Genomic DNA, 12,718 nt, shown 5'->3' on the forward strand with positions numbered 1-12,718 from the left:
AGGGATCAGCGGGGCCAGCCCCCGCGCTCTCCGGCGGCAGCTGAGATTGCCGCTGCCACCCTCGCTCAATCTTTGCCCCACGCGGCCGTTACCCTTGAGATGTACCTTTCAAGGAGTCCGCGATGTCCAGCACGCTGTCGGTGAATGGCATTGGCCACGGCATCTTGCGCGCGCCCACGCTCAGGCTGGGTGGCGCGACGGCCAAACCCACCGCCGAAGAAGAGGCGGCCAAGGTCGAGCAAAGCAAGAAGCCCAAGGGCATCGGCAAGCCCAATCCGCTGAACCAGATCAAGGACCAGGCCGAAGCCGACGCCGCCCCTGCCAGCGAGAAGGGCAGCACCGGTAACAAGACCCTGGATACCCTGCAAAAGGCCATCGACATGGCCAAGCGGCAACTGGAGTTGGCGCAGAAGCAATTGCGCGCGGTGGAAGGCCAGAGCAAGGGTGAAAGCAAGGTTGAGCAGGAAGCCAGCCAGGCCGCGCGCGAAGCCGCCCAGGCCAATGTCGCCGCCGCCAGCGAAGCCCTGACGACTGCCTATGCCGCCTATACCGAAGCCCTGAAGAAGGCCGGCGAAAGCACTGGCGGAGTGAGCGCCAAGGCGTGATGCTGGCCCCCTGACCCGACGGACTGGGCTACCCTCGGATGCCTGTCACGATCTGGAGGGCGTATTCGCATGGCAGCCAAACTCAAGGGCAAGACCGCCCTGGTCACCGGCGCGGCCCAGGGCATAGGCGCCGCCATCGCCCGGGCTTTCGTGGCGGAAGGCGCCTTTGTCTATGTCACCGACCTCAACGCTGAGCTGGGCCATGCCGTCACGGCCGAGTTGGGCGACAGTGCCTGCTATCTGCCCCTGGATGTGCGCCTGGAAGCCGACTGGCAGCGGGTGGCCGGGCAGATCCTCATGGAGCGCGGTCGGCTCGACGTGCTGGTGAACAACGCAGGGATCACCGGCTTCGAACAGGGCGTGGTGACCCACGATCCAGAACACGCCAAGCTCGAAGACTGGCACGCGGTGCATCGCACCAACCTCGATGGCGTCTTTCTCGGCTGCAAGCATGGCATCCGCGCCATGCGTCCGGCCGGGGCCGGGTCCATCATCAATATCTCGTCGCGTTCCGGGCTGGTGGGTATTCCCGGCGCGGCGGCCTATGCCTCGTCCAAGGCGGCAGTGCGCAACCACAGCAAGACGGTAGCGCTCTATTGCGCGGAGCAGGGCCTCGCTATCCGCTGCAATTCGATCCACCCCGCCGCCATCCTCACGCCGATGTGGGAACCCATGCTGGGTGATGGCCCGGATCGCGCGGCGCGCATGGCGGTGCTGGTGCGGGACACACCGCTGCGGCGCTTTGGCCGCCCCGAGGAGGTGGCGGCCGTGGCGCTGCTGCTGGCGTCGGACGAGACCGCCTACATGACTGGCAGCGAGTTGAATCTGGATGGCGGGCTGCTGGCCGGCTCGGCGGTGACGCCCGCGGTGATCTCGCCCTAGCCCTTCATCCTGAAGCTCAGCTGCAATTCGGTGCCGCGCTGGCCCGCGCGGGACCACTGGGCGTGGGCGCCGATCTGGCCGGCCAGGCCCTCGATCAGCTTCATGCCGGTGCCCGAGCCGGGCTTGCGGGCGGAGGTCTGCAGCGGCAGGCCCTTGCCATCGTCCTGGATGCGCACGCGCCAGGTGTCGTCCTCGCCGATGTCGATGTCCACCGCCAGCAGTCCGCCCTCGCCGTCGAAGGCGTACTTGAGGCTGTTGGAGGCGAATTCGGTGAGGATCATGCCCAGGGGCACGGCGGTGTCCGGGTCCAGGTCGACGTCGGCGATGGCGATCTGCAGACGCACCTGGCCGGAATGCTCCTGGTGCAGGTGGCAGAGATTCTCCAGCAACTGCATCACGAAGGGCCGCAGGCGCAGTTGCTGGGCGGTATTGGCCGCATAGAGCTGCTCATGGACCAGGCGCAGGGCGTCGATGCGTGCCCCGATGCCCTGCAGCTCCTGGCGGGCTTCATCGGACTGCGCCGCCCGTGACCTGAGCCAGACCAGCCCGGCGATGATGGCGATGTGGTTCTTGATGCGATGCTGCATCTCCTGCATGAGGCGGGTGTTGGCCTGCAGGGCGTCGTTGAGGTCGCTGGTTTTGAGCAGGCGGTCGATAACCGGGCCAAGGATGGTGGCGTAGGTGCGCAGGAATTCCACGTCTTCCTCGCCGAAGTCCCGCGGCTCGCGGGCATCGACCTGCAGCAGGCCATAGGGCCGGCCGCCGGGCAGGAAGATCGGCACGTTCACCAGCGCCTGGACCCCATGTTCGCGAAGGAAATCGGCCAGGTCGAAGCGCTCTTCCTGGCGGATGTCCGGGGTGATGACGGGGCGGCTTACCTTGATCGAATAGGCTTCGGACGAACGTTCGCCAAGGGAGACCTTGGCCTGGCCGACCACCCCCGGCTTCCAGCCGACCCCGGCACGCACCAGCGCCTGGTGCTCGCCGCGCTCGATTTCCAGCACCTTGGAAAATTCGGTGCCGAGCGCATCACTGACCAGCTGGCAGGCGCGCATCAGGATCTCGTCCAGGTCTTCGCAGCGCAGCGCGAAGTCACCGAAGTCCGCCAGGAGTTTCTGGCGCTGAGCCAGCATCTGGACACGTTGCTGATCGTTCATGGGGTTTTCCTGAGCGCGCGCGCCGCCCGGTGCCGAGCCGGGAACGCGACTGGATCCCTGGCAGGCCGACGGCGGCGGGAATGGGGATCAGTCATCCGGATAGATGTCTGCCGCGGTAATCGCCGGCAGACTGCCGATGGCGCGCAATTCGTTGATGGCGTCACGGATCACCTCGTAGAGCAGCGCAGTATTGCGTACCAGGGTCTGGTTGAGAGTGCGCGACACCCGCGCCGGCCGGGCGGGGTCGATGAGGGTGATCAAGAGATTGTCACCCTGGGACTCGATCTCGTGCTTGATGGGCGGGTCCAGCGCCGCCAGCTGGCTTTTGAGGGCTTGCATAGGGCCAGGTATTCTCCACGTGCTATTGCTCTTTCCGACTCGACCGCTGGCGCCAGCGTTCCAGCGCTTCGCTCGCCAACGTCTGTCGCCAGGCCTTATGGCGCCAGGCCTCACGGCCGTATTGAGCAAGAGGCCCTTGGCAGCCTTCGCCAGCCGCCTCGCCGCAGCCACTCGCAGCGAGTTGCCAGCCGTAGTGTTCGGCCTTATAAAAATTGTCTTTGTCAGCGAAGGGACGGCATCAATGAACAGAGCTTTCGATCTGCGCAAGGCTGTTGGCACCCTTCGCTCCGCCCTGACCCTGCTGGTGCTGCTGACCGCCCTGACGGTCCAGGCGGACGACCCACCCACGCCGGTCGAAGGCGACTTCGTCGTGCCGCGCTTCACCTTCCATACCGGCCAGACGCTCGACAACTTCCGCCTGCACTACCTGACTCTGGGAAAGCGCGGCAATCCTACGGTCCTGGTGCTGCACGGCACCGGGCAGCAGGCGGCGGCGATGCTGAGCACGGATGTCGGCGGCCAGTTGTTCGGCCCGGGCCAGCCGCTGGATGCGAACAGGTTCTTCATCGTGATTCCGGATGCGATCGGCACGGGGAGTTCGACCAAGCCGTCGGATGGCCTGCGCGCCGCCTTTCCCCACTACAACTACGCCGACATGGTGCAGGCGCAATACCTGCTGCTCACTAAAGGACTGGGGATAGAGCACCTGCGGCTGATCATCGGCAATTCGATGGGGGGCATGCAGACCTGGCTGTGGGGCGGCCTGCACCCCGGCTTCGCCGATGGCCTGGTGCCCATGGCGGCGCAGCCGACCGAGATGGCCGGCCGCAACTGGATCATGAGGCGCATGCTGGTGGAGTCCATCAGGCAGGACCCGGCCTGGAACCAGGGCAATTACCAGACTCAGCCGCCGTCCCTGCGCCTGGCCAAGACGATGTTCGAATTCGCCACCAGTGGCGGCACCCTGAACTACCAGGAGATCGCCGGCACCCATGCCCAGGCGGATGCGCTGGTCGACAAGCGCCTGGCGGCTTCGGTGGCCGTCGACGCCAATGACTTCATCTACCAGTGGGAGTCCTCGGCCGACTACAACGCCGAGCCGGGACTGAGCAAGATCAAGGTGCCGGTGCTGGCCATCAACGCGGCGGACGACGAGCGCAATCCACCCGAGACCGGCCTCATGCAGGCGGCGCTCGAGCAGGTGCCGAGCGCCCGCTACCTGCTGATCCCGGGCAGCGCCGACACGCGCGGGCACGGCACCACCGGGCTGGCCAGGCTCTATGCGGCGGAGCTGGCGCAATTCGTCGAAAAGCTGCCCAGCGCCCCTGCCGGGCGTTAGGAACCTGGCCTAGAGCGGGGTCGTTTCTTCCTGGTAGATCCGCAGCCCGCGCGCCTGGTAGTTGGCCAGGGCCGCCGGGTGATCCAGGGTGCAGGTGTGCACCCAGACGCGCTCGGTGCCGGGCCACTCCCAGGCGGAACGGAGGGCGTGACTTAGTAGCGGACCGCCGAAGCCCAGGCCCATGAAGGCATTGGTGAGGCCGAAGTAACGGATCTCGACGTTGCGACCATCCGGGCGGTACAGCTCGTAGTAACCGGCGATGGCGCCGCGGTGATAGGCGACCCAGGTGCGGTGTCCTTCCTGCTCCACCAGCGCGCGCCATTGGGCGTCGCTCCAGCCGCTGAGATCGCTCCAGTCCCAGGCCTGGCCGACCAGGGCATAAAGAAAGCGGTTGAGTTCGGGTTGCGGCACCTCGCACTCGACGATCTGCAGATCGGGCCGCTGTGGCTTCTCGTGCAACTCGGTCGAGGCCGTCATTTCGAGGTAGAAGGTGGTGCAGGTCCGGTCCATCGCCAAGACTCCCTGGAAAAGGTCAGCACCGATTGTGACCAGAGCGGCGGGGGTGATGCCAGTCTGAATGCGACGCTTGGCGAGGCTGCGCGAGTGCAGCACCGCGACCTTGCCCCGGGGCCTGAGGTGGTATTGGATGAACCAACTGAGCTGTTCGCCATCTTTTGAGGATCACCACCATGCCCATCTCGTCGCGGCTGACGCCCCTGTCCGACCAGAACACCACGCCCGAGCAGCAGCGGGTGCTGGACGAGATCCTCAGCGGCCCGCGGGGCAATCTCGACGGCCCCTTCCTGGCCTGGGCGCACAGCCCGGCGCTGGCCGATCACGCCCAGCGGCTGGGCGCCTTCTGCCGCTATGGCACCCGGCTGGAATTGCGCCTCACGGAGTTGGCGATCCTCACCACCGCGGCCTGGTGGCGTTCCCAGGCGGAGTGGCAGATCCATGAGCCCATCGCCCGCCAGGCGGGGTTGACGGATCAGGTGATCGAGGCGCTCCGGCAGGGCACCGTGCCGGTCTTCGCGACAGCCGAGGAGGCCTGCGTGTATGCCATTGGCGTGGCGCTCTACGACACCCGGCGGATTCCCTCAGACCTTTATCAGCAGGGGGTGGCACTGTTCGGCGAAGCCGGGATGATCGAACTGGTGGGCGTCTATGGCTACTACAGCCTGGTCGCCATGACCCTCAATGCCTTCGCGGTGGATCGGGGCGGCGACACGCCCCGCCCCTTCGCCGAGTGAGGCCGACTCGCCGCTAGCCGGCAACCGCCGCACCGCTGGCCCGACCGCGCCAGGCCAGGACCAGGGCCATCGCCAGGCCCAGGGCAGCCATCCCAGCGCCGGCCAGGGAGATCGCCGGATAGCCGAGACCGGCGTCGATCACCGCACCGCCCAGGGCCGCGCCGAGGGCATTGCCCAGGTTGAAGGCGCCGATATTGACCGCCGAGGCCAGGTTGGGGGCGTCCTTGGCGGCTTCCATCACGCGCATCTGCAGCGGCGGCACCAGGGCGAAGCTGGCGATGCCCCAGATGAGGATGGCCACGGCGGCCGCCAGCGGCCAGCGCATCAGCACGCTGAAGGCCAGCAGCACCACGATGAGCACGCCCAGGGAGGCGATGAGGGTGCGGTCGATGGAGCGGTCCGCGGCCTTGCCGCCCCAGAGATTGCCCAGGGTCAGGCCGACGCCGAACAAGACCAGCATGGCAGTGATGAAGGCCGTGGAGCCATGGGTCTCGCGGGCGAGGATCGGCGCGATGTAGGTGAAGACTGTGAACATGGCACCGGAACCGACCACGGTCAGCCCCAGGGCGGCCAGCACCGGCGGGCGACCCAGCACGCGGATTTCGGCCAGCACGCCATCGCTCGCGGGCAGGGCCACGTTGGGCAGGGCGAACCAGAGCGCGGCCATGGTCAGCAGGCCGAGTCCGGCGATGCCCCAGAAGGCCTGGCGCCAGCCGAGCAATTCGCCGAACCAGGTGGCCAGCGGCACCCCGCCGATGGTCGCCAGGGTCAGCCCCATGAACATGGCGGCGACCGCCCCGGCGCGCTTGTCCGGCGCGACCACGCTGGCCGCCACCAGGGCGCCGACGCCAAAGAAGGCGCCATGGTTGAGCGAGGTCACCACCCGGGCGATCAGCAGGCTGGTGTAGTCGGTGGCCAGCGCCGACATCAGATTGCCCAGGGTGAAGATGGCCATCAGGCCGATCAGCAGATGACGGCGCGGAATGCGGCCGGTGGTCAGGGTCATCAGCGGTGCGCCGATCAGCACGCCCAGGGCATAGGCGCTGATCAGGAGGCCCGCCGCGGGAATGGACACGCCGAGATCGGCGGCGATACCGGGCAGCATGCCCATCGGCGCGAATTCGGTAACGCCGATGCCGAAGGCACCGGTGGCCAGGGCTAGCAGGGGTGGATTGATACGCATGGGAAAGGGTCCTTATCTATGCCGTGAATGCTAAGCTCCCGCGTCAAGTGCCGGTAGATGGCGGTTTTGGCATGCACCTTTGCCCTGGAGTCACAAGTGGATCTGAATGGTCGCTCGGGAGAGATGGCGGTGTTCGCCCAGGTGGTGGAGGCTGGCAGCCTGTCTGCCGCCGCCAGAGCCCTGCGCCTGACGCCTTCGGCGGTGAGTCGCTCCATCGCCCGCACCGAGCAGCGCCTCGGCACGCGACTGCTGTTGCGCACCACCCGCGCCATCACCCTCACGGCCGAGGGTGAGGCCTATCTGCGCGCGGCGCGGCGCATCCTGGCGGACCTGGCCGAGGTGGAAGACGCCATCGCCGACCAGGGCGTGCCCAGAGGAAGGCTGAGGGTCAGCGCCGCCCTCGGCCATGGCCGCATGACCCTGGTACCGCTGGTGGCGGCCTTCAGCGCGCGCTATCCGGACATCGTCGTGGACCTGGCGCTGGGCGACGAGGTGGTGGACATCCTCGCCGGCCAGGCCGACGTGGCGATCCGCTTCGGCCAACTGGCCGACAGCCCCCTGAGCGCCCGCCCCATCGGCGTCACCGGGCAGGTGGTGGTGGCCTCGCCCGCCTATCTCGCCCGCCACGGCACGCCCCGGGAGCCGGAAGACCTGCTCGACCACAATTGCCTGAGATTCAACTTCCGTCGCGCCCTGCCCGACTGGCCCTTCGTCCGCGACGGCCAGGCCTTCGCCCTGAAGATCAGCGGCAACATCGAATGCAACAGTGGCGAGGCCCTGGCGCTGCTGGCCCGCGAAGGCGCCGGCATCGCCCGCATCGGTGAATTCAGCGTGGCCGACGACCTGCGCAGCGGCGCCCTGGTGCCGCTGCTGGAAGCCTGGAATCCGGGCGATCTTGAGCCGATCCACGCGGTCTTCGTCGGTGGCTCGACCATGCCGGCGCGGGTGCGGGTGTTCGTCGATTTCCTGGTGGAGCGACTGGGCGGCTGACGCCCTCAGGCGAAGCGCCCGTCCCGCTTGAAACGCTCCGTAGCCTCGATCAGGGCACTGGTGGTGCCGGACTCGGTGGGCGCGTGGCCGGCGTCGTTGACGATCTTGAGCACCGAGCCGGGCCAGGCCTTGTGCAGCCGGTAGGCGGAGTTCGGCGTGGCGATCATGTCGTGACCGCCCTGGACCAGGTAGCAGGGCAGCTGGCGGATGCGCGCCAGGCCCTGGATCAACTGGTCTTCTTCGAGAAACAGCTGGTGCTTGAAGTACCAGGCGTCGAGCACGGCCATGCCCAGCGTGGTCTGCTCGTCGGCGGCCTGGGCTTCCACGCCTTCCGGATCATGACGCAGCAGGGAGCAGCTGGCCGAATAACGTACCCAGGCCCGGGCGGCCTCCAGGCGCGCCTGCGGGTCTGCGCCGAGCAGACGTTCGAGGTAGGCGTCCAGGGCGGCATCGCGCCGGTCTTCCGGAATCCAGCTGACGAAATCCTCGTAGGCGCGAGGAAAAAAGCGGCGCATGCCGTGCAGATACCAGTGCACCTCGTCGGCGGTGCCGAGAAAGATGCCACGCAGCAGGAAACCCAGGCAGTGCTCGGGATGGGCCTCGCCATAGGCCAGCGCCAGGGTGGTGCCCCAGGAGCCGGCGGTGAGCAGCCAGCGCTCGATGCCCAGGTGCTCGCGCAACCGTTCGAGGTCATCGATGAGGTGCTGGGTGGTGTTGTCGCGGGTCTCGGCCAGGGGGGTGGATCTCAGGGCGCCGCGCTGATCGAACAGCACGATGCGGTAGTGGTCCGGATCCCAGAAGCGCCTCTTGCTCGGCTCGGCCCCCTCGCCCGGTCCACCGTGCAGGTAGACCACCGGCACGCCCTGGGGATTGCCGCATTCCTCCCAGTACAGTTCGTGCAACGCGCTCACCCGCAGCCGACCGCTGCGGTTGGGCTGCTCGATTTCCGGAAAGAGCTGGTAGGTGACGGCGCAGGGTGCATCCATGGTGGTTTCTCAGGCGGGCTTCGAGATAGCTTGAGCCGACACCGGCCGCCCAGGTTCCAGTCGAAGCGGCGCCCGGAAGCGGCGGCAAGCCGTATCCGCACCGGGCTGCACGCGCAGCGCCGGTGGGCTTGCGGGGCTCAAGGCGGGCACTCCGAGAAAACCCGTTGCGCAGCGCCAGCGGCGCGGCCCGTTGGTCGGAACGGGACTGCCGCGAGCCCTGGGGAACTCCGACCGGCATCCCCGCCCTAATCCCCCACGCCTGCTTCCATGGCGCCCCTTCGCTGACTCGAAACGTTGCATTCGTTCGCTTCGCTGGCCTGAGGGCGCCCGGTTCGCCGTTCCCTCTCGTGTCTTGCCAGGATCCCGCTCTGCCATGTCCGCTTCCGCTTCCACCCCCGTCGACCCCGACCAGAAGGCCTCGGCCCGCCGGTTGATCTTCATCACCGTACTGGTCGCCACCATGGGCGCCCTGGCCTTCGGCTACGACACCGGCATCATCGCCGGCGCCCTGCCCTTCATGACCCTGCCACCCGACCAGGGCGGCCTAGGCCTCAACGCCTACACCGAGGGGCTGGTCACCGCCGCCCTGATCGTCGGCGCGGCCTTCGGTTCGCTGGCGGCGGGTTATCTCGCCGATCGCTACGGCCGCCGCACCACCCTGCGCCTGCTGTCGATTCTCTTCGTCGTCGGCGCCCTGGGCACCGCGGTGGCGCCCTCGGTGGAGCTGATGGTGGTCGCGCGCTTCGTGCTCGGCCTGGCGGTGGGCGGCGGTTCGGCCACGGTACCGGTGTTCATCGCCGAGATCGCCGGCCCCAAGCGCCGCGGGCGCCTGGTGAGTCGCAACGAGCTGATGATCGTCAGCGGCCAGCTGCTGGCCTATGTGCTCAGCGCCCTGCTCGCCTGGCTGGTGCACGACAACGGCATCTGGCGCTACATGCTGGCCATCGCCATGGTGCCGGGGATCCTGCTGTTCGCCGGCACCTTCCTCTTGCCCACCTCGCCGCGCTGGCTGGCGGCCAAGGGCCGGATCGACGAAGCCGAAGCCGTGCTGGAACGCCTGCGCGACACCCCCGAGGAGGTGCAGCGCGAAGTCGAGGAGATGCGCGAGAGCGAGGAACAGGCCAGGCATCGCCCTCCATTGCGCGAACTGCTCGCCCAGGGCTGGGTGGTCAAGTTGCTTCTGCTGGGCATCGGCCTGGGCTTCGTCGCCCAGTTCACCGGGGTCAACGCCTTCATGTACTACACGCCGATCATCCTCAAGAGCACCGGCATGGGCACCAGCGCGGCCCTGACCGCCACCATCGGCAACGGCGTGGTCTCGGTGATCGCCACCCTGCTCGGCATCTGGGCCATCGGTCGCGCCGGACGCCGCACCCTGCTGCTGATCGGCCTGGTGATCGTGGTCGTCGCGCAACTGGCGCTGGGCAGCGTGTTGTTGTGGCTGCCGCAGAACCTCACCCAGAGCTACCTGGCGCTCGCCTGCATCCTAGTGTTCCTGCTGTTCATGCAGATGTGCATCGCGCCGGTCTACTGGCTGCTGATGTCCGAGCTGTTTCCCAACCAGGTCCGTGGCCTGCTGACCGGGGTGGCGGTGGCCGTGCAGTGGCTGTGCAACGCCACCGTGGCCTTCAGCTTTCCGGTGGCCCTGGAAGCCATCGGCAACTACACCTTCTATGGTTTCGCCGCCATCAATCTGGGCTCGTTGTTGTTCGTCTATTTCTGCCTGCCGGAGACCCGCGGCAAGTCCCTGGAAGAAATCGAACGCCATCTGAAAAAAGAGTTATAGCGGGTCTTTAGCCGACCGATCGGCGATTTTCCGACTTGCTGCGGACCAAATGGAATAATTTCTCATCCCGTATCAAGTCGGACTTTTCCGGGCCGATGCAGAGTGAAGGCATGTCGCCGTCACTCTTCGCGCCAGGGCGCGACCGGGGCTTTCGATGAACATCAAGCAGAAACTCACCTCGCTTTTCGCGGTAACCGCCTGCCTCCCGGTGATCCTGGTGGCGGGCGTGGTCATCATGAACGTGCGCAGTCAGGCGACCGGCGATTTCCTCGACGGCAGCGGGCGCGAAATCCGCCAGATCGATCGCAACATCCAGCAGTTCTTCTCCGGCATCCAGCAGAACGTCGACTTCCTCGCCAAGGAACCGAACATCCTCACCCTGGAAGGCCTGAAGAACTACAGCGGCGCCGACGCCGCCCAGTTGCCGCAGCCGGAAGCCGGCCAGCAGGCGCTGGCCTATTTCACCCGCTTCGCCAAGACCCACCCCACCACCGCCTACCTGTCGGTCGGCCTGGCCGATGGCGGCTACGTCAGCTGGCCGGACGACGCCAAGCTGGCCAACTACGACCCGCGCGTGCGTCCCTGGTACCAGGCGGCCATGAACAATCCGGGCAAGGTGGTGCGCACCCCGGCCTACTACTGGGCGACCGACGACGTCTCGCTGATGGGCGTGGTACGGACCATGGAAGACGCCAGCGGCAAGGTCCGCGGCGTGGTGGGCCTGGACATCTCGCTCAAGCAGCTCACCGACCTGGTCAAGAGCATCACCCTGGGTCAGAGCGGCTATCTGCTGCTGGTGGAAGACAACGGCAACGTGCTGGTCGACCCGCGCGACCCCAAGCACAACTTCAAGCAGCTCAAGGAGCTGGGCGATGCCTACCAGACCCTCAGCGGCATCCAGAGCGGGCTGGGTGAGGTCAATCTCAACGGCACCGACTACATGGTCAACGTCTATCAGGCCAAGGACCTCGGCTGGAAATTCATCGGCCTGATCGAGCGCAGCGAAGTCATGGGCAAGGCCACCGCCCTGACCTGGCAGATCGCCGGCATCACCGCGGTGCTGGCGCTGCTGTTCGCCGTGCTCGGCGCCGCCTTTGCCGGCATGATCGTGCGGCCGATCCGTGGCGTCTCCGCGGGCCTCGAATCCATCGCCCAGGGCGAAGGCGATCTGACCAAGAGCCTGAACGTGCAGGGCAAGGACGAAACCGCCGCCCTGGCGGGCTGGTTCAACCAGTTCCTCGCCAGTATCCGCCAGCTGGTGCAACGCATCGGCCAGGCCTCCAACGACCTGCAGCAGGCCTCGCAGACCACCACCCAGGCGGCGGCCAGCATGAACGAAGTCGCCGGTCGCCAGCGCGAAGCCGTGGAGCTGGTCTCCACCGCCTTCAACGAGATGGTCGCCACCTCCAACGAGGTCGCGCGTTCCTGCAGCCAGGCCGCGGCCTCCGCCGACGCCGGTCATCACAAGGTGCAGGAAGGCTACGGCCAGATCGAGAAGGCCACCGGCAACGTCAACCAGCTCAGCGGCAGCCTGGCCCAGTCGGCCGAGGCCATGGCCGTGCTGGAACAGGACAGCCACAACATCAACACCATCCTCGACACCATCCGCGGCATCGCCGAGCAGACCAACCTGCTGGCGCTCAACGCCGCCATCGAAGCGGCGCGGGCCGGCGAGCAGGGGCGTGGCTTCGCCGTGGTGGCCGACGAGGTGCGGGCCCTGGCCAAGCGCACCGCCGACTCCACCGGCGAGATCGACGGCCTGCTCGGCAGCCTGGCGCGGCGCACCCAGGAGGTCACCCGCCAGATCGAGACCAGCCTGGAGCTGTCGCAGACCAGCGTGACCTCCATCAGCGAGGCGCGGGGCAGCTTCGAAGGCATCCGCCAGTCGGTGGACGAGATCCGCGACCAGGCGCTGCAGATCGCCGCGGCGGCCGAGGAACAGCACCAGGTGGCCGAGGACATCAACCGCCACATCGCCCAGATCCATGACGACGCCCAGCAGGTGGAAGGCCTGGCCCAGTCCACCACCCGCGACTCCTCGCGCCTGTCGCAGCTGTCGGGCGAACTGGATGGCCTGGTGCGACGCTTCCGCGCCTGATGGAGGCCTCGCGCTAGCAGAAGCCCCGCGGGTGATCCCGGCGGGGCTTTTTTATTGGCCGGGCGTTCGGTCGCGCGTGGATAAGGCTGCGCCGTTATCCACC

General features: G+C 67.3%; 12 protein-coding genes and 1 pseudogene. 8 read left to right on the top strand and 5 right to left on the bottom strand.

Annotation, left to right across the window (positions count from 1 at the left end):
* Positions 1–122 precede the first annotated feature (122 nt).
* Both FHR73_RS18195 and FHR73_RS18200 read left to right on the top strand, forming a co-directional pair.
* Entirely contained in the window at positions 123–605 is a 483-nt protein-coding gene (locus FHR73_RS18195; RefSeq protein WP_183633095.1) for a hypothetical protein, read from the top strand.
* Positions 606–674: 69 nt separating this feature from the next.
* Positions 675–1,487 carry an SDR family oxidoreductase gene (locus FHR73_RS18200; RefSeq protein ID WP_183633096.1) on the top strand — a complete coding sequence of 271 codons (813 nt, stop codon included), beginning with the start codon at positions 675–677 and terminating at the stop codon, positions 1,485–1,487.
* Here FHR73_RS18200 and FHR73_RS18205 read toward each other — a convergent pair.
* Both FHR73_RS18205 and FHR73_RS18210 read right to left on the bottom strand, forming a co-directional pair.
* Positions 1,484–2,644 (bottom strand): sensor histidine kinase, encoded by a 1,161-nt coding sequence (locus FHR73_RS18205; RefSeq protein WP_183633097.1) that lies wholly within the window; start codon positions 2,642–2,644, stop codon positions 1,484–1,486. The two genes, FHR73_RS18200 and FHR73_RS18205, sit on opposite strands and share 4 nt — an antisense overlap.
* An 87-nt stretch (positions 2,645–2,731) precedes the next feature.
* Complete coding sequence (locus FHR73_RS18210; RefSeq protein ID WP_183633098.1) at positions 2,732–2,983, bottom strand: hypothetical protein; 252 nt, start codon at positions 2,981–2,983, stop codon at positions 2,732–2,734.
* Positions 2,984–3,224: 241 nt separating this feature from the next.
* On the opposite strand from FHR73_RS18210, the gene FHR73_RS18215 reads away from it, so the two are divergent.
* Positions 3,225–4,322, top strand: coding sequence for an alpha/beta fold hydrolase (locus tag FHR73_RS18215; protein ID WP_183633099.1), 1,098 nt, complete (start codon positions 3,225–3,227; stop codon positions 4,320–4,322).
* Between the two features lie 9 nt (positions 4,323–4,331).
* On the opposite strand, the gene FHR73_RS18220 is transcribed toward FHR73_RS18215, so the two are convergent.
* Positions 4,332–4,832 carry a GNAT family N-acetyltransferase gene (locus FHR73_RS18220; protein WP_183633101.1) on the bottom strand — a complete coding sequence of 167 codons (501 nt, stop codon included), beginning with the start codon at positions 4,830–4,832 and terminating at the stop codon, positions 4,332–4,334.
* 179 nt (positions 4,833–5,011) lie between these two features.
* On the opposite strand from FHR73_RS18220, the gene FHR73_RS18225 reads away from it, so the two are divergent.
* Positions 5,012–5,572: a carboxymuconolactone decarboxylase family protein gene (locus FHR73_RS18225; protein WP_183633103.1), complete on the top strand. Its 561-nt coding sequence runs from the start codon at positions 5,012–5,014 to the stop codon at positions 5,570–5,572.
* A gap of 13 nt (positions 5,573–5,585) precedes the next feature.
* Here the strand turns inward: FHR73_RS18225 and FHR73_RS18230 are convergent, their stop codons facing one another.
* Positions 5,586–6,755, bottom strand: coding sequence for an MFS transporter (locus FHR73_RS18230; RefSeq protein WP_183633105.1), 1,170 nt, complete (start codon positions 6,753–6,755; stop codon positions 5,586–5,588).
* 96 nt (positions 6,756–6,851) lie between these two features.
* Here FHR73_RS18230 and FHR73_RS18235 point away from each other — a divergent pair, with 96 nt between their 5' ends.
* The gene (locus FHR73_RS18235) at positions 6,852–7,745 is read left to right on the top strand and encodes a LysR family transcriptional regulator (RefSeq protein WP_183633107.1); all 894 of its coding nucleotides are present in this window, start codon (positions 6,852–6,854) and stop codon (positions 7,743–7,745) included.
* 5 nt (positions 7,746–7,750) lie between these two features.
* Here the strand turns inward: FHR73_RS18235 and pip are convergent, their stop codons facing one another.
* Complete coding sequence (gene pip, locus FHR73_RS18240) at positions 7,751–8,731, bottom strand: prolyl aminopeptidase (protein ID WP_183633109.1); 981 nt, start codon at positions 8,729–8,731, stop codon at positions 7,751–7,753.
* Between the two features lie 373 nt (positions 8,732–9,104).
* Here pip and FHR73_RS18245 point away from each other — a divergent pair, with 373 nt between their 5' ends.
* The 3 genes and pseudogenes from FHR73_RS18245 to FHR73_RS22895 all read left to right on the top strand — a co-directional run bounded on the left by FHR73_RS18245 (position 9,105) and on the right by FHR73_RS22895 (position 12,615).
* Complete coding sequence (locus FHR73_RS18245; protein WP_183633111.1) at positions 9,105–10,517, top strand: sugar porter family MFS transporter; 1,413 nt, start codon at positions 9,105–9,107, stop codon at positions 10,515–10,517.
* Positions 10,518–10,752: 235 nt separating this feature from the next.
* Positions 10,753–11,760 (top strand): annotated as a pseudogene (locus FHR73_RS22890) (cache domain-containing protein); the annotation flags it as partial.
* A gap of 87 nt (positions 11,761–11,847) precedes the next feature.
* Complete coding sequence (locus FHR73_RS22895; protein WP_409258699.1) at positions 11,848–12,615, top strand: methyl-accepting chemotaxis protein; 768 nt, start codon at positions 11,848–11,850, stop codon at positions 12,613–12,615.
* Positions 12,616–12,718 lie beyond the last annotated feature (103 nt).

The sequence above is a fragment of the Pseudomonas sp. AS2.8 genome, assembly GCF_014190935.1.
GTDB lineage: Bacteria > Pseudomonadota > Gammaproteobacteria > Pseudomonadales > Pseudomonadaceae > Chryseomonas.